Source organism: Streptomyces sp. NPDC097981, from assembly GCF_040302565.1.
GTDB lineage: Bacteria > Actinomycetota > Actinomycetes > Streptomycetales > Streptomycetaceae > Streptomyces.
This window is the reverse complement of sequence record NZ_JBEORW010000035.1, coordinates 27904-43853: the sequence shown is the minus strand read 5'-3', so window position 1 is coordinate 43853 and position 15950 is coordinate 27904. Positions and strand designations below refer to the sequence as shown.

Genomic DNA, 15950 nt, shown 5'->3' with positions numbered 1-15950 from the left:
GGATCGCCGGCGCTGCCACGGGCCGAGAGTGACGCGGTCCATGGGATGCAGGAGGCGTGCTTCGACAACGCCATGAGCGAGGCGTTCAACAGCGCCTTCAAAGTCGACTGCGTCCACCAGTACACCCTCACCAGCCGTGCGGAGGCCCGCGTCAGGATCGCCGCCTGGATCACCGACTTCCACAACCCCCGTCGACTGCACCGTCTGCCACTTCAAGAGTCCGATCGACTGTGAGTACGAGTACCGGGCCGGCCTCACCTGGGACTGGCCGGGCCGGCGAGGTCGCATTGCCGCGGAGGGGGCCACGCGACCACAGCGGAAGGCGGGACCTCCAGCCCGAGGGCTGGACCACCGAACTGTGCGCCGCTGATGTCGTTCCGTCTTGTCGAAGAACTCCTGTTGATAGCAATGCATCAACAAAGCGGAACGCTCACGGTCGTGCTCGTTTCAGACATAGAAGAGACGGATCCAGGGCCCGTTGATAATGGTGGGCGCCGGCATGACGCACCTGCCGCGGGGCGTGTGGTCAGGGCCTGCCGGGCGTGCCACCAGGGCGTGTTCGCCTCTGCCGCATCGTGGGCCGGCTGGCTCGCCGGCCCACGCCACCCGGTCCGTCCCCCAGGGCGGGGCGGTGATCGGGGTTGGTTTCGGGGGCACTTCACAACCGCGGGGCGATGACTCCCCGAGCGACCGACACTCCGATTGTCCGTATTTGCCCGGATAGGCCCCGATTTATGTGTTCCTATGTGGCTCACCTCCCCGTGGTCGGCGGGGAGATGGCAGGTGCCACATCGAGGAGAGAGTGCGTCAGATGTTTGGATCAGAGGGCATGGGCAAGCAGCGCGGTTCACGGTCTGCGGTACTGAGTCGTCACTGGCGGGTGGCGGTTCTGATGGCTGCTGGTTTCGCCACCGTGGTCGGTGGCGGCGCCGGTGGAGCATCGGCAGCCGCTGGCGCGGCGGCGCATGTGGCCTCTGCCGCCGCTCCGCGTGGAGGTAACGGCGAAGAGGGTGGCCCGCGGCCTGATGGTGCACAGGCCCACAAGGAAGAGGGCGGCAGGGGACCGGAGGGCAAGGAGCACGGCGGCCGGGAGCACGGCGGCCGGGAGCACGGCGGCAAGGAGGAGGCCGGCCAGGAGCACGGCGGCCAGGAGGAGGCCGGCAAGGCGGAAGCCGGCAAGGAGCACGGCGGCCAGGAGCAGGGCGGCAAGGAGGAGGCCGGCAAGGAGCACGGCGGCCAGGAGTACGGCGACAAGGAGGGGGCCCGCAAGGAAGCGGACGGTGCTGGTCATCAGGGGTGGCATGGTGAGGAGCAGGAGGAGCAGGGCACGCCGGTGGACTGCGACCCCAATCAGCTGATCGACGCGATCGAGGATGCGAACGAGGCCGGCGGGGGGACCCTTCGCCTGGCGAAGAACTGCACCTACACCCTGACGACCAATGACGACGGTAACGGGCTGCCCAAGATCTTCCAGCCCATTACGATCTACGGCAACGGCTCCACCATCACTCGCGCCGTCGACGCCGAAGACGATTTCCGTATCTTCTACGTCGACAACGGCGGCGACCTCAAGCTGCGCGACCTCACCATCTCTCGCGGCAAGGCGGATGAGTACGACCCGGAAGAGAGCAACGGCGGCGCGATCTACGTCGACGATGCGGGCCGTCTCGACCTGGAATGCGTCACCCTCGACAGCAACTCCACAGACGACGACTACGACGGTGGTGCGATCTACAACGAGGGAATCACCAACATCCGTCGCAGCACGCTCAGCAACAACAGCGCCGAGGACGGCAGCGCCGTTTACAACGACGATGGCAAGCTGACCATCACCAAGTCGAAGATCACCAACAACATCGGCGACCAGGAGTACGGCTACGGCACAATCGACAACGACGGCGGAACCACCACCATCAGCAAGAGCGAGATCAGCCACAACACCACCTACAACGGTGGCGGCGTCTACAACGACGACGGCGTCACGGACATCGAGGACAGCCTCCTCTCGTGCAACCATGCCTATGAGGGCGGTGCCGTCTACCAGGACAGCGACTCGCTCTACCTGCGCCGGAGCATCGTCGAGTACAACACCAGCGACAACGACGGTGGCGGCCTGTACCTCTTCGCCGACACTGCGATCGACGAATCCGTGATCCGCGACAACATCGCCACCAACGGTGACGGCGGCGGCATCTGGATCAACGACGACGTCTCCATCCGTCGCACCGAGATCACCCACAACCAGGCCACCGGAGAGGGCCACCGGGGCGGCGGGGTGTACCAGGACGAATACACCGTCAACCTCACGGACACCGAAATCACCAAGAACACCTCCGATGAGCCTGCCGGCGGCTACCACAACGCCGGCGGAACGGTCAACGTCTACGGCGACGTCGACATCGTCGACAACGACCCCACCAACTGCGACGGCGGCGACACGGTACCCTTCTGCTTCGGCTGACCCAGCCTGCGGGACAGCATCAGCAGCCATCCCGCCACACACCGTCCCCGGCAACAGCTGAGTCTTCTCAGCGGGCCGACTGACTGACGGTCGAACGCACAAGGCTCCCCGGCGGTTGAGCGAGAGATCTGACTCTCAGCTCCTCCGTCGGGGAGCCTCGTTCGTGGACGGAGCAGAAATTGAGCAGGCTTCGCACCCCGCGATTACGCGCAACGCACGCTGAGGCGGGAACGAGCCCTGCGCACTGGCTCGGGTCCTGTCCCGGCCTTGAACTCCGGCGTGAACGAGCGGCGAGGACGCGGCTTCTTCCCCATGCTCTCCATGATGGGCATCATCCGTCCGGGACCGAAGCCCCTGATCTCCGATGTCCGCCAAAGCGGATCAAGCCCAAGCCGACGCCCCCGAAATTCCGCAGTCGGCACCCGCGTGACACCGGAGTCGCACCGTCGTTGAACAATGCGACTCCACAAGCCGGGCCCCGGGGATGTCATGGCTGATCCCCCGGGGCCCATCACCCGGGCCATCGGTGAGGTGCGGCCGCTGCTCGCGGGTGGCGGATACACCCTGGGCACCGGCCTGCGGCTGCGGACTCTGGCCGAGGTCGTCGGCCATCTCGGCGCCGGCGGGAAGACGGGCGTCATCGGCGGCACGGAGATCCGGGGATCCGGCGTCCCGCCGTCGGCCGCAAGGACCGCAACAAGTTCATCTCCAGCAAGACCGGCCGGAACGCGGTCAAGACCCCCGTCACGGATGGCGACGGCCGCGCGCCGGACCGGTACGGGGAGACGCACGAGCGGCGGCGCAAGGCGCATTCCTCGCCACGAATTCGGGTGGAGCACGGCATCGCCCACCGGAGGAACCAGGTGGGCTCTGGCCCGACACCTCGGCCGCCGCGAGCACATGGGTGAAACCATCATCCAAGCCGTCGCCGGCTTGCTGTCCCACCAGCAGACCACGGACCTGAACTCGGCACGGAAGATGTGACCACCAAGCCACCCGAAGGCTTCGACGTCTCTCACCACCTACCGTGCACGAGCTCGTCAGACAGCGGATACGGGCGCCGTGCCGGCGCTGAAGGTCCGTCGGTAGCCGTTTTCGATCTCCGCGCGGACAGCGACTGCTGAGACGCCCCCGAGACGCGCTCAGCCGGCCGGAAATCCGTGCGGTCCATCCTCCTTGGCCGAGTTCGCGGTCAGCGGGGTGCGTGGCGACGGGCAGCCGGGTCGCGTGAGGCGACGCCGGTCAGGAACGGCGGCCCGCGCTTGCGGCCGGCGATCAGGCAGGGCAGCAGCTGGGCGGTGCCGGCCTGGCGGTGAATCCACTCGGGCGCCCGGCCTTTGGCGGTGACCTTGCCGAGCTTGTCCTGCGGGTACAGGTCCTCCACGTTCAGGCACAGCGCCTCGTCCACCTGAGCCGCGGACTCGTACAGCATCTTCCGGAGTGCCTTCTCCCGCAGCATCACGTCCAGCCGCCACAGGGCCTCTGTCTGGCCCTCGGCCAGGGCCCTGGTCCGGTCCGGCGGGGCCGGGCGGCAGTTCACCCGAGAGATCGATGCCCGGGTATCGGTCAACGGCGTCGCGGTCCGTCCCAGGCAGTCAGCAGCGGAACTCGTCCCTCCATTGATATGGCGTGGTCAGCAGGGGATGCCGGCCTGGGCCTGCGGTGTGGTGCTGCCACTGCGGCGGGCGAGTTCGCGGCGAAGGTCGAGGTTCTCGCCATGGGCCTGTTCCAGGGCGTCCCGCAGAGCCTGTACTTCTTCTCGGTGTTGCTTCTTCAGTCGGGTGATCTGACTGGTCAGTGTAAGCACGAGGGTGCTCCGGTCATCGGCCGGTGCGGCCGGTGCGGGAATCGGATGGGCTTGAGCCCGCAGGCGTTCGATGCGCCCGCGCAGGTCGGGATGGCCGTAGAGGAAGGCGTGGGAGACACCGGCCTCGCGCTGGACGGCTTGGAAGGTGATCGGCTCGCTGCGCTTGATGAGATCACGGATCGCCTGTTCCGCGGCCTCCAATTTGGCCTGCGACTTCGCTTTGGCAGCAGCGACGAGGGTCTGTGTGCGCTTGGTACGGGCGTCGGTCACGGCTGAGTCCTTCGGTGAAGGTCGAGTTCAGAGTGAGGGGAACCGGGCCGGTGGGGGAGGGGCCGCAGAGCCGGTGCCCTGGACGGCGCGGCCGGCATTTCGGCGATGGTGGCCGCGAGCCGGGTTACGGCTGCGTGCCCGGCTCGCCGTTGGAGGAGCCAGACGTTGTCCTCAAGCATGGGACAGCCCTGCGTTCCTGGAAAGCGATAGTGATACGCGCTCATGAGCAAAGCCCAGACGATGCCTTCCCGAAGGAAGTATCCGCTCGAATTGCGTGAGCGGTCGGTGCGAATGTATCGCACCACTGAGCCGATGCTTGTGATCCGTCGCATGACAGACGATCTCGGCGTGCACCACGAGGCCCAGCGCAGCTGGATCCGGAAGGCCGGGGCGGATGCCGACGAGTGGAACGATCTGCAGATCACGTGAGACGAAGAGTGAATGATCCATATCAACTCGGATCGGGGCCAGGTCCCAGAGGACGGGACACGACCTGCCGCAGACGTTCAGCGTGCGCATCTCCTCCGCTGTCAACAGGGCTTGAGCACCTCTCCTCAATTTCTGCGACGAGCGTGACTGTGAGTCTTCTGCGTCGTTGATGAGTTGCTATCAACGGGCGTTCTTCAATGAGACGGAAGAGCATCAGTGGCACACAGTCTGGCGGTCCAGCCCTCTAGCGGGCAGCGGACGTGGACCGTGGTCGATGAGAAGTACCGGACGGTCGCCCCGGTCGAGGAGTGGCTGGAGGCCCATCGCCCACTGTGGTCGCCGAACACCGTCCGCGGCTACGCCACCTCGCTGGCCCAGTGGTGGACGTTCCTGGAGCAGCGTGACGAAACCACGAAGTGGCGCGACGCCGGGATCCCGGCGGTCACCGGGTTCCTGTCCTGGCTGCGCAACGGCCGCACCGTCGAGCACACCTTGGTCAAGCCCCACGAAGCGCCGGCGCCGGAGACACTGGAGGCGAGACTGGCCGCGCTGATCTCCTTCTACCGCTGGCAGGAGGCAGCCTTTGCGGTGCCGGTCGCCGGTCGGCTGCGACACGGGACATCGTGTCGAACCCCGGCCCGCGGCTTGCTCGCGTACCTGGACGCCTGCACTGCACCAGGCCCGTCACCGCTGGTCCCCGTCCGGCGGCAGCGCCATCGCGGGCGGCCGCCGCTGCTGATGCCGGCAGAGATCCAGGCGATCCTGGACGCCTGCGCGAGACCGGACGCGTCCAGCGGGGAGTGGGACGGGAACCTGCGCGACCGGCTGCTGTTCGCCCTGCTCGCGGAGACTGGAATACGCCTGGGTGAGGCTCTCGCCCTGCGGATCCGCGACTTCGTCATCGGCCTCGGTGGCACGCCGTATGTCGAGATCGTGCCACGCGAGGGCGACCCTAACGGGGCGAGGGTGAAGATGATGCGCCGCCCGAGACAGATCCACATCGGCACTGATCTGGAGCAACTGTTCGCCGACTACCTCGCCCATCTCGCTTGCCGGGCCGCAGAATTGGGGATGGAGATCGGTACGGATTCGCCGCTGCTGGTGAACCTGGACAGGCCCCCACTGCTGGCCGCCCTGCGGGACGGAACGGTGCGGGACAAGACCGTCGCCCTGCGCAAGAAGATCGGGCCCGCGCCGTGGACACCACACTGGTTTCGCCACAGCCACGCCATCGCGCTGTTGCTGGCCGACATCCCGGAGTGGGTGGTCTCCCGCCGCCTCGGACACACATACGTGCAGACCACGCTCGACCTCTACGGCTGGGCCAGGGAGGACGAAGCTCTTCGCGCCGCTGCGAACTGGAAGTCGCATATTAGTAAATGGCGGGTAGTCGGGAGCGAGTGAGTATGGATCCTCGCCGTCTGCACCGTCTTATGAGTCGGAAAGTCCGTTCAGATATTGAACCGAATTGACGTCGAGGCTGAGGGGTTCGCGGGGGTCGGGTGTGAGGTGAAGCCCGATACGGCCGTCGCTCAGGCCGCTGCGGGTGAAGCCGTGCCGCCGCATCCAAGAACTGGCAGGCCCGTTGCTGCCGTCGTTCAAGTCCCGTCCGCAGGGCGGCGGGACTGCTCCGTGTGATGAGCGGGCCGTGTTCACTGCGGTCGCGTACGTGCTGACCAGCGGGTGCGCCTGGTGGCACCTGCCAGAGACGTTCGGTGTGTCGCCCGCGACGGCCCATCGCCGGTTCACCGTGTGGACCGAGGCGGGCCTGTGGCGCCGACTGCACCGCGCAGTCCTGGACGCGCTCGGCGCCCGGGGCGAACCGGACCGGACTTCAGCGAAGCGGCCGCGGATGCACTCGGTGTTGATCAGCATCCACAGATCCTCCGCCAGGGCGTTGTCATACGAGTCCCCGATCGCGCCCATGGATGCCTGGATCCCGGCCGTGAAAGGCAGGTTGTGAGTTTGAGTCGTATTCCAGTGAGGTGAGGACCAGCTGGGCGTCCGCATGGGCGGAGGTCTCCCAGGCCGAACATCCGGCGGGAGAAGCCATCTCGGAGCGCTGAGAGCCGAGGTTCCTCCAGGTGGGGATCACGGTGACGTCGGTGACCACAGCGGTTCGTGCGCTTGCGGTGAAGCCGCGTTGCACCAAGCCCGGGGCGAGTTCGGTGTCCGGGGTTCCGCGCCGGGTGAAGCCCTTGCCCCGAATCCGTGGCACAGCGAGATGCAGTGGGAGTTGACCTTTGGCGGAAACCGGAAACCCGGGTACGACGACGTTTCCACGACAAGCCCTCCCACGAGCGTGGCGAGTCAGGTGATCACGCCGCAGGCGAATCCCTCGCTCGACCTGACAGCGCCTCGCACAAGTCCATTTGGTGGACACTCGGAAGGCCTACGTGGTGGCTAAACCGCAGATGCATTGGGCGATCCCCGGTCACCTAAAGTGGCATTTCTGATAAAGGTGGGAGCATCGCTACTGCGCACCGAAAGCCGGTGCCGTGCCGGTTTGCGTAGTAGTCGCGAAAGGACCCCGCATGCGCACGCCCCTCGCCCTATTCGCCTCATCCGCCGTGGCTGCTGCCGCCCTCGCACTTTCGGCTCCCGCCGTCAGTGCCCTGGCCCTAGACGGGCGAGTGGGCTCGGACGTCGGCTCTTTGGACAGCCAGGGCAAGCACCCCAAGTCGTCGGAGAGGCAGCCCGGAATGGACGGGCCCAGCAAGTCGCCGAATCCCGAGCGCCAGAAGCACGAGCAGGCGAAGCAGGCGAAGCACGCGAAGCACGAGCAGGAGAAGCAGGCGAAGCTCGCGCAGGAGAAGCAGGCGAAGCCGGAGCAGGGGAAGCTGGCGAAGCCGGCGCAGGGGGCGAAGCAGGCGGAGCAGGAGAAGCGCGAGCAGGAGAAGCAGGCCAAGCAGGCGAAGCAGGCGAAGCCGGCGCAGGCGAAGCCGGTTGGTGGTGTCCACGCTGGCGGTGGAGGCCTGGCGGCGGGGCAAGGCGGCTCGGCAGCGGCAGCGGCAGCTGCAGCACTGCTGCTCGGTGGCATCCCGTTGGGAGCCTACGTTGTGCGACGGCGACGCGCAGCGTCGGGTGCAATTGTGAACTGATCCGGCGTCACTGCGGCCGCCGCCATATGGTGGCGGCCGCGCTTGTTTGAAAAATCCACTGCCTCTCTTACGGAAGTCCCGGTTCGATGACCGTCCAGCCCTCGCTGCCGCCGAAGCTGTCACGTACCACACACTCGGTGCGTCCCTTTTGGCGTGCCATGGCGTGGCCAGCGGTGGCCGTGGGGGTGGGCGCACTGCTCACCCTTGAGCCTCCAAGCATTCCGCTTGTGCCCGCACAGCGGTCCCAGCCCGCCGTGGTCGCGCCCGCTCCGGCGCACAGTGATTCGTATGCACATGTGCCGACGTTGCCTCGCTCCATGCCGAAGCGGCTCCTCATTCCACGGATCGGTGTCGACGCGCCATTCACAGAATTGTCGTTGACCTCTTCTGGGCAGCTCGGCGCGCCGCCTCCCGGAAACGCCAATCTCGTTGGCTGGTATCAGGGCGCTGCATCGCCGGGAGAGGTTGGTGCATCGATCGTTGTGGGCCACCTCGACACGAAGACAGGCCCTGCAGTATTTGTGTATCTAAGTAAGCTAAAAGCAGGGGACAAGATCGACGTCGTTCGCGCAGACGGTATTATCGTCACTTTCATGGTCGATTCCGTGAACTCCTTTAGTAAGGCTCACTTTCCCGACCGTCAGGTCTATTCTGATTCTCCAAGGCCCGAGCTGCGTCTTATCACTTGTGGTGGCACCTATGATCGAAAAGCCCGGGACTACATGGATAATGTGGTGGTATTCGCCCACCTTGATGCGAGCAAGCACGTGTGAGGTGTCGTCCGGTCGAGTGAGGCTTCCTCTGCGGCGTGATCATCTGGATGGGTAGGCTCGCGTGTGACTGCTACACCGCCGCCCTGGGCGCCGGAAGCCGGGCGACAAGCGGCATCTGGAAGAGTAGGCCCCTACGCCTCTGCAGCCCGTGAGTTCGGCCTGGACTACCTTCAGCAACGCCTGGGCGGGAGCGAGTACAGTCCCAAGACCCTCCACCAGGAACGGGACTGTAAAAGAAACGGTGCAACTCCGATCACGGAGGATTGCACCTGTGACCAGCGAGAACATGGCCGCGCCGTCCGAGGGCCTGCAACTGACGGGTGAGGGCGGTCTGTTGCAGCAGCGTCGCTCTCGGCGAAGGGTCTCGCTCACGGCGGGATCCAGGCCCGCCTGGCCGAGGTCTATGGCGCCGAGGTCTCCAAGCAGACCAACTCGACGATCACCGACTCGGTGATGGAGGGTATGGCTCACGAGTGGACATGGCCGACCGGCCCGCGTTGCCGTTGGTGCCCCACCTTTGGATGGCCACCTTGCGCTTGCCGGTGCGGCACGGCGAGCCCGCCGGGGCCGCGCAGGTGGACATCCGGCAGGCGTGCGATTCCACGCGCTTGAAGTCGTCGCTCACAAGCCCTATAGCCTGGGCTGTCGATTGTTCTAAGCGAGACGCTTTCATGGGGGTTCGGTGTCTTTTGGCAAAGAATGGGCGGAGCTGAAATCTGCCGCGTCCGATCGGCAGACGGCGATGCGCCTCAACCAGCTTGAGCCGGGTGGCGGGGGTCCGGGGCCGCAGGGGGATCTGGAGATGGACCACCAGGATCTTGCGGCCGTGGGTGACGCGGCGTTCAAGCTCCGCCAGAGGCTCGGTACGGACGGCGATCACGCCAAGGCAAGTACGCATGAGGCGGCCGGTTCCCTGAAGCAGGACTTCGCTCTGGGAGCCGCGCTGTCGACCGTCGCGGACAAGTGGCACGACCAGGTGGGCACGCTTCAGGATGCGTGCGCCCACATATCCAACCATCTCGACTACACGCAGAACGCGCACGCCGGAGATGAGTACTGGCTCGCCACTCAGTTCAAGTTCGCCGAGCTGGACAAGGGCTTCGAGGAAGGGGCGCAGCACTGATGGACCTGGACGCACTGCGCTTCGCCGATTTCTCCAAACTGGCCACGGCCGTCGGCGACTGGACCGCCATGGCGACGAAACTGTGGGAGCTCGAACACGACGCCCGCGCCGATCTCGGCGGCAAGGCCGCCAAGGCCAACTGGGCTGGGGTGAACGCCACGGTGACCAAGGCGTTCATCGGCAAGACCGCCAAGGAGTTCGCCGACGCCGCGACCGAGGCCAGCAGCATCGGGAACATCCTGCGGGACACGCACGGCGAGCTCGTCGACTACAAGGCCAGGCTGAACGAGGCCATACGCCGGGGCCTGGAGAAGAACCTCACCGTGGTCGGGACCGGCAACGGCGGCTTCACCGTCACGATGAACATCCACCCCGACCGCGCTGCCAAGGGTCACACCGTGCCCGAGCACACCGAGGCCGACGCGACCGCCCTGCGCGATGAAGTACAGCGGATCCTGGAAGGGGCGACCGAGAGTGACAGCACGGCGGCCAAGGCCCTGACCATGCTGGTCACCCAGACCCCCTACGGATTCTCCGACGCCGCCTACTACGACCGCGACCGCGCCGCAGACGCGATGAAGGACGCGGACCGGATCGCGAAGCTCCTCAAGACCAAGGGAGACGACATGTCCCCCGAGGAGTTCGACAAGCTCAATGCCGACCTGGCCAAGTACAAGGACGACCGTCTCTTCCAGGAGACCCTCGCCACCACCATCGGCCCGCGCGGCCTGCTCGACTTCTGGGCCGACCTGGCCGATCCCTCCGACGGCGGCGCGCTGCAGCGCTCGCGCCACGATCAGTTCGGCGACTTCCAGCGCAACCTCTCCCTCACGCTGGCCGGCGCCACCCAGTCCGACAGCCCGGCCATGCGCGCCTGGGAGAACGACATGGTCAAGCTGGGTGAGGAGCGCATCCAGACGCGCGGCAGCCAGGTCTACGGCTACCAGGTGATGAGCAACCTCATGCGGGGCGGCGACTGGGACAACCGCTTCCTCAACGACTACGGCAACGCGCTGGTGGCCACCGAGAAGAAGATGAAGCTCCCGGCGAACTACTGGAACGGCGGCGTCCCGCCGGTGCCGAAGATGAATTTCATCGGCGAGGACTTCGGCCGCGACCCCATGACCGGCTTCATGACCGGACTGGCGGCCAGTCCCAACGCGGCGACGGAGTTCTTCAACACCACCCAGCCCACCGACAACGCCCAGTACGTGCTCGGCGACCGGCAGACCTTCGACGACACCCCCCTGAACAGCAAGGACGGCAACTCCTCCCGCGAGGCGACGGGCAATGCCCTGGTCGCGGCCGCAACCGGTGTCGACCCCAACAACGCAACCGCGCATCCGGATGACCTCACCCCCGAGCACCGCCAGGTCCTGGACCGCTCCTTGAAGTACCTCTCCGAGCGGGGAGACGACTTCCCCCCGGAGATGCGCGACGACATGGCCAAGATCCTCTCCGCCCACAGCGACGTCGTCCATCACTCGGCCAGCACCCTCTCGGCCACCTCGGGTGACCCCAGGCTGCTGGACCGCGGGCAGCTGCTGGAGGTCAGCAAGCAGCTCTCACGCGACCAGGACGCCTACGGCATGCTCAACGAGGCCATGAACCGCGAGATGATCAAGGACATCCACGGCGATCATCCCGGGGACCCGAAGGAGACCCTGCAACGGGCGGGCAATACGGTCGGCTTCCTCGAAGAGGCCCGATACCAGGCCCTGAAGACCGACAAGGACGACCCCTCCTGGGATGCCAAGTGGGGCTATCACGGCTTCGGAGCCGCCGCGAACTTCATTCCGGTCGTGGGCGACATCGCGCAGCGAGGCGTCGACGCACTCGCCTACCAGTGGCAGCTCGACGAGCAGGCACGCGTCGAAAAGGGCTTCCAGGAGAACAACAGGGACGTCTTCCTCCTCCGCGAGCACCAGTTGAAGACCCTTTCCGAGGAGTGGGCCAAGGCCAACCCCAATCACAGCAACGACGCCTACACCCTGGAGAACGAGATCGACCTCGCAGCAATGAACGGCAACAAGCGCGCCCAGGGCCTGGCGGGTGCCCGGTGAGGCGCCGCATGGCGGCGGTCGCCGCCACGGCCGTCCTGCTCGCAGTGGCAGGGTGCTCGGAGACTTCGCAGTACGCGATGCCGAGTGATGTCTGCGGCGTCCCGGTGGCTCCCGCCGTCCTTGAGCCTTTGCTCCTCCCGGGGGAGAAGGTGGAGCAGTCGACGGCTCTTTCCAGGCCGGGCGCCCCGCACTGCTATGTGGATGTCGACAAGGAAGGCATCCTGAGCGTCCAGGGCGAGGTCATTGCGGCGGATCAGGACCCCGCTGTGCGCAGGGAGTGGCAGGTGTCCGGCGCGACGAAGATCGCGGTGGGTGACGACGCCCGTGTCAGCGACATCAACGTGGTCGCGGTGGCGGCGTGTACCTACCAGGGTGAGGCCCGCAAGTTCGTCGTCCAGGCCGAACGCTTCTACCCCAAGCGCGACGACGCCACGAAGCGCCGCCAAGCGTTGACCGACTTCATGAAGGCCTACTACCCCGCGGCCCAGAAGGCAGTCGGCTGCACGTCGTGACCCGTCGGCAACACCGGCTGCAGTCACGGCCCGGCTCCGGAATCGCCGGTGGCGACAGTCCGTAGGGGCCGGTGTCCCTTGTCGTCGAGCTGGGCGAGTTCGCGTTCGTGGTCGACGGTGATGGAGCCGTATTAGTTGACGGCCGAGCTGCGGGCCGGGGAGATGTGGGCCACGTTAAACGCGCTGAACGTTCGCTGCCAACGGTAGCGCGTAGTGCTGAGCGAGCGTCCGGGTGAGACGAAGCTGGGCCGGCCGAAGGGCGGCCCAGCTTTCGATTGTGGGGTTCAGATAAGGGCGGCGAGTTCCTCGACCAGGGCAATGAGCTCCTCCGGACTGAGGATGCTCGCGATTCGGCCGGCCTGTTCCTTTGACGTCGCTCCGAGCCGCCGGCGCAGGTCCAGCGTGTCCTGGCCTGTCGTCGACCGGACGGGTGAAGGAGGTTCCGAGACGGGGGCAACGCTTACCGCGTTGAACGTTCCGAGGGCTGATTCCGGAGGTACGGACACGGTGTCGGGGGCCGCGGCCGGCGTGCTGGGTTTTGCCAGTCTCTGCGAGGGGATGGGGGCGGCCGACTGTCCGGCTGCGCGAAGGATGGCCTTCTGATCCTCCTTCTTCCGGGCTTCTGCAGCCTTGTTCTGCTCCAGCAGCGTGAGTAGCTCCTGGGCCGTCAGGTCTGGTGCGTCCTTGTACTGAGCGCCGAGCCAGGAGGCGTCTCGGGTGGGGATCTTGCCCGCACTGACCATGCGGCGGATCTCGGCAGGCAGGTTCAGGATGTTCAGCTGCTGCGTGACCCAGGCTGACGACTTGTGGAGCTGCCTGGCGGCCCGGGCCTGTGCTCCGTGCTCGCGCGTCTCGCTGCAAGCATCTACGAGCTGCTGGACACCTCTGGCCCGCTCAATGGGGTCGAAGTCCTTGCGGTCGAGGTTTTCGCTCAGCAGCTTCTCGAGGAAGACCTCGCGGCTTTCAGCGAATTCATCGCGGATGACGAAGTCGAGCTTGTCCAGTTCGACCTGGCGGGCGGCTCGCCACCTCCGCTCTCCGTTGACGAGTACGTACTGGGCGGCGCCGATCTCATCTGCGTGATCGGCCCACAGGTCCAGATATGCGGCTCGCGTGACGACGACGCACGCGGCGAGCTGAGCGTTCCTGAGCTCTTCACCAAACTCCGTGAGTTCCCCGGGCGTGCCGAAGTTCTCACGAGGGTTGAGCGGAGTGGGGGAGACGTCGGCCGACGAGAGCCGGACAAGTGAGTAGGCCGGGAGGCGGCCCTCCGCGATTCCCTTGGCGCGCCCGCGGGCGCTCAGCCCACCGGTATCAGCCTCGGCCGCGGCAGCGAAGGATGCGCCGCCGCCCAGCTTGGCCGCCTTGCTCATGCGGTGAGCTCTCTTGCGAGGGCACGCATCGCGTTGGAGATGGGGGAATCGGGTGAGTACACCAGGAGCGGCTCTTTGACGCGCACTGCTTCCCGTTGCTCCTTCAGATCGGGCACCACACCGATGACCGGTGGCGTGCCAAGGGCCCGCCACTGGTCGAGGGAGGACGTGGCGATGTAGCCACGGCGCTGGTCGAACAGGTTGACCACGATCCCCAGCCGCTCCAGCCGCAGATTCATGTCTTGAGTCAGGTCTTTGATCTGGCTGATGAGCAGGTCGTAGGCGTCGGCAGAAGAGTCCTCTGCCTGGACCACGATGACCACTCCGGACGCGCTCTGCTCGCCTTCGGCCTCGTCCTCACGCGCCCGGCCGTAGTAGAGAGCGTTGTCCATGGAGTAGCCCAGGCTCGGCGGGCAGTCGACGATGATGTGGTCGAACTCCCCTTCGATCTTCATCAGTTCGCGCTCAAGGGCGGTCTCCCTGATGCGCAGGTTGGGAGCTGTGGCCAGCTTCGCGTCGAGCAGGAAGGCGTACGCGGAGCCGGGAAGGAGGAAAAGCCGACCGCCGAACATGTCGTGCTCGACCGGCACGATGAGGTCGCTCAGTTTCGTTTTCTTCTCCTCGCCGAGCATGAGCTTGGCAAGGCTGGGCTCTTCGATGTCGTAGGAATCGCGACCGAGCTGCCTGGTGAGATGGCACTGCGGGTCGAAGTCCACCAAGAGGGCGCGCCCGCCTCGTTCGGCGATGGCCTGACCGAGGCCGGCGGAGACCGCTGTCTTCCCTACGCCGCCCTTCTGGTTGCAGACGATGAGGCGAGTGGGGGAGCCGGCGTTGCGTGGTCTTTTCGACGGGGGGTGGTTCTTCAACCATCCGTCGATCGCCTGAGCCAGCCCCTGGGTCAAGGCAACCCGGCGGGAACTCGCCGCGTTCCTGAATTCCTCGTCGAGCCCGAGGGGCAGGAAGGTGCTGAAGTTCGTGGCGCCGGAAGTGGCGACGGGCTCGCGGTCACCGTCATCAGCCAACCATTCGCGGATGGCTTGCGTGACGGCATCCTGCAGGTCCAGTCCAAGCTGGGCGGCACGAATCCTGGTCTGCTGCCGACGGCCAGGTGTCAGCTTGCTGAACACCTTCTCCCCGTCAGCCCCGGTCGGTTTGACCATCATGGAGCCACCTTACTGGCCTATATCGCGACTTCACGCTCACTGCGCCGGGGTTCGATGCCGTGCCTGGTGACCGGTGAGGCCCGGATCGGGCACCGGTCACCCGTCCACCGCGCCTTGCCCCACCTGTCTCCTGGGCGAGCCTCCACCCCCGAATCCCTGGGGCCCACCCCCAGTCGACGATGCGGTCCGCCGCCGAAGGAAGCCAGTGTCGTCCACGATCAGAGCCGGCCGGCCTGGCCAGGCCTACGCTGCCCGCCGGCTCTGGCGGGCCTCCAGCTCGCTCATGACGGCTGCGACCCTTGTCCGGACACGGTGAACTCCTTGACGGTTCACCGCAGGACCAGCCCCCCGACTCCGTCCGACCCGCTCTCGGCCACCCGGAACAGCTCGACCCGACCCGCTGTGCTCCAGCCGTGCTCCTCCCAATAGGGGTGGGAACTGATCAGGCAGGACAGCCGGATCAGCTCGCGCCTCAGCTCCGCCGCCCCAACGGCAGGCCGCAGGGCGAGCCGGTTGTAGACGCGGATCTGGCGGCGCTTGAGAGCAACCAGATCACCAGGGAAGAGGAAGGATGTCATCCTCTTATTGAACCAGCTGAGTCGCTCCCTTTCGGGATCACAGCAGGGGCCGCGCTCAGCGGCTCTGTCCGGCTCGATGCCCCTGATACTCCAGCCGGACTTCGGTATTTGTGCTGGTCAACGGCTTGGGAGCGGCGAGTGTGGTGGGGTTGGGGTTGGGGCGTCCCGGCTTTCGCGGGGCCTATTTCCTCGCTTGCGCCCCACCGGACCCACCGTCGCCGATCTGGTCCGTGTCGCGGTCGGCAGCAGCGGACGGATGGCCGACCATTTCTGTTCGGCCCGCCAGTCCCACGATCG

The 15950-nt window shown here is 66.3% G+C and carries 14 protein-coding genes and 2 pseudogenes; 10 read left to right on the top strand and 6 right to left on the bottom strand.

The genetic code is table 11. The features are described 5' to 3' along the window. Nucleotides 1-45 precede the first annotated feature (45 nt). Nucleotides 46-234, top strand: coding sequence for an integrase core domain-containing protein (locus tag ABTY04_RS28810; RefSeq protein WP_352216320.1), 189 nt, complete (start codon nucleotides 46-48; stop codon nucleotides 232-234). Nucleotides 235-829: 595 nt separating this feature from the next. Continuing rightward, a complete protein-coding gene (locus ABTY04_RS28805) occupies nucleotides 830-2461 on the top strand; it encodes a hypothetical protein (RefSeq protein ID WP_352216319.1) in 1632 nt (543 codons plus the stop codon). A 1192-nt stretch (nucleotides 2462-3653) separates the two neighbouring features. Here ABTY04_RS28805 and ABTY04_RS28800 read toward each other — a convergent pair. Together ABTY04_RS28800 and ABTY04_RS28795 are read right to left on the bottom strand one after the other, a co-directional pair. Beyond that, nucleotides 3654-4001, bottom strand: a complete 348-nt coding sequence (locus ABTY04_RS28800; RefSeq protein WP_352216318.1) for a hypothetical protein — start codon at nucleotides 3999-4001, stop codon at nucleotides 3654-3656. A gap of 93 nt (nucleotides 4002-4094) precedes the next feature. Beyond that, entirely contained in the window at nucleotides 4095-4538 is a 444-nt protein-coding gene (locus ABTY04_RS28795; RefSeq protein WP_352216317.1) for a DUF6262 family protein, read from the bottom strand. Between the two features lie 696 nt (nucleotides 4539-5234). Here ABTY04_RS28795 and ABTY04_RS28790 point away from each other — a divergent pair. The 5 genes and pseudogenes from ABTY04_RS28790 to ABTY04_RS28770 all read left to right on the top strand — a co-directional run. Continuing rightward, the gene (locus ABTY04_RS28790) at nucleotides 5235-6371 is read left to right on the top strand and encodes a tyrosine-type recombinase/integrase (RefSeq protein ID WP_352216316.1); all 1137 of its coding nucleotides are present in this window, start codon (nucleotides 5235-5237) and stop codon (nucleotides 6369-6371) included. Between the two features lie 142 nt (nucleotides 6372-6513). Continuing rightward, nucleotides 6514-6741 (top strand): annotated as a pseudogene (locus ABTY04_RS28785) (transposase); the annotation flags it as partial. A 760-nt stretch (nucleotides 6742-7501) separates the two neighbouring features. Continuing rightward, entirely contained in the window at nucleotides 7502-8068 is a 567-nt protein-coding gene (locus tag ABTY04_RS28780) for a hypothetical protein (protein WP_352216315.1), read from the top strand. An 86-nt stretch (nucleotides 8069-8154) separates the two neighbouring features. Next, the gene (locus ABTY04_RS28775) at nucleotides 8155-8841 is read left to right on the top strand and encodes a class F sortase (RefSeq protein WP_352216314.1); all 687 of its coding nucleotides are present in this window, start codon (nucleotides 8155-8157) and stop codon (nucleotides 8839-8841) included. Nucleotides 8842-9186: 345 nt separating this feature from the next. Then, nucleotides 9187-9318: pseudogene (locus tag ABTY04_RS28770) on the top strand (IS256 family transposase); the annotation flags it as partial. Here ABTY04_RS28770 and ABTY04_RS41235 read toward each other — a convergent pair. After that, nucleotides 9281-9514 (bottom strand): zinc finger domain-containing protein, encoded by a 234-nt coding sequence (locus ABTY04_RS41235; RefSeq protein ID WP_502996740.1) that lies wholly within the window; start codon nucleotides 9512-9514, stop codon nucleotides 9281-9283. The pseudogene ABTY04_RS28770 and the gene ABTY04_RS41235 sit on opposite strands and share 38 nt — an antisense overlap. Nucleotides 9515-9523: 9 nt before the next feature. Here ABTY04_RS41235 and ABTY04_RS28765 point away from each other — a divergent pair, with 9 nt between their 5' ends. The 3 genes from ABTY04_RS28765 to ABTY04_RS28755 are packed head-to-tail and all read left to right on the top strand — an operon-like array spanning nucleotide 9524 to nucleotide 12539. Beyond that, nucleotides 9524-9964, top strand: a complete 441-nt coding sequence (locus ABTY04_RS28765; protein ID WP_352216313.1) for a hypothetical protein — start codon at nucleotides 9524-9526, stop codon at nucleotides 9962-9964. Further along, complete coding sequence (locus tag ABTY04_RS28760) at nucleotides 9964-12027, top strand: hypothetical protein (protein WP_352216312.1); 2064 nt, start codon at nucleotides 9964-9966, stop codon at nucleotides 12025-12027. The genes ABTY04_RS28765 and ABTY04_RS28760 overlap by 1 nt, the downstream gene beginning before the upstream one ends. Nucleotides 12028-12035: 8 nt before the next feature. Then, nucleotides 12036-12539, top strand: a complete 504-nt coding sequence (locus tag ABTY04_RS28755) for a hypothetical protein (protein WP_352216311.1) — start codon at nucleotides 12036-12038, stop codon at nucleotides 12537-12539. A 284-nt stretch (nucleotides 12540-12823) separates the two neighbouring features. On the opposite strand, the gene ABTY04_RS28750 is transcribed toward ABTY04_RS28755, so the two are convergent. From ABTY04_RS28750 to ABTY04_RS28740, 3 genes are all read right to left on the bottom strand, one after another. Next, entirely contained in the window at nucleotides 12824-13912 is a 1089-nt protein-coding gene (locus ABTY04_RS28750) for a ParB/RepB/Spo0J family partition protein (protein ID WP_352216310.1), read from the bottom strand. Next, on the bottom strand, nucleotides 13909-15072 hold the full coding sequence (locus ABTY04_RS28745) for a ParA family protein (protein ID WP_352216357.1): 1164 nt from the start codon (nucleotides 15070-15072) through the stop codon (nucleotides 13909-13911). Before ABTY04_RS28745 ends, ABTY04_RS28750 begins: the two co-directional genes overlap by 4 nt. 332 nt (nucleotides 15073-15404) lie before the next feature. Next, nucleotides 15405-15653, bottom strand: coding sequence for a DUF8825 domain-containing protein (locus ABTY04_RS28740; protein WP_352216309.1), 249 nt, complete (start codon nucleotides 15651-15653; stop codon nucleotides 15405-15407). Between the last annotated feature and the right edge of the window lie 297 nt (nucleotides 15654-15950).

Excerpts from the sequence above, each read along its gene's own strand:
- ABTY04_RS28810 (WP_352216320.1), top strand. The coding sequence starts at position 46 with ATGCAGGAGGCGTGCTTCGACAACGCCATGAGCGAGGCGTTCAACAGC.
- ABTY04_RS28805 (WP_352216319.1), top strand. The coding sequence starts at position 830 with ATGGGCAAGCAGCGCGGTTCACGGTCTGCGGTACTGAGTCGTCACTGG.
- ABTY04_RS28780 (WP_352216315.1), top strand. The coding sequence starts at position 7,502 with ATGCGCACGCCCCTCGCCCTATTCGCCTCATCCGCCGTGGCTGCTGCC.
- ABTY04_RS28775 (WP_352216314.1), top strand. The coding sequence starts at position 8,155 with ATGACCGTCCAGCCCTCGCTGCCGCCGAAGCTGTCACGTACCACACAC.
- ABTY04_RS41235 (WP_502996740.1), bottom strand. The coding sequence starts at position 9,514 with ATGAAAGCGTCTCGCTTAGAACAATCGACAGCCCAGGCTATAGGGCTT.
- ABTY04_RS28760 (WP_352216312.1), top strand. The coding sequence starts at position 9,964 with ATGGACCTGGACGCACTGCGCTTCGCCGATTTCTCCAAACTGGCCACG.
- ABTY04_RS28755 (WP_352216311.1), top strand. The coding sequence starts at position 12,036 with ATGGCGGCGGTCGCCGCCACGGCCGTCCTGCTCGCAGTGGCAGGGTGC.
- ABTY04_RS28750 (WP_352216310.1), bottom strand. The coding sequence starts at position 13,912 with ATGAGCAAGGCGGCCAAGCTGGGCGGCGGCGCATCCTTCGCTGCCGCG.
- ABTY04_RS28745 (WP_352216357.1), bottom strand. The coding sequence starts at position 15,072 with ATGGTCAAACCGACCGGGGCTGACGGGGAGAAGGTGTTCAGCAAGCTG.
- ABTY04_RS28740 (WP_352216309.1), bottom strand. The coding sequence starts at position 15,653 with ATGACATCCTTCCTCTTCCCTGGTGATCTGGTTGCTCTCAAGCGCCGC.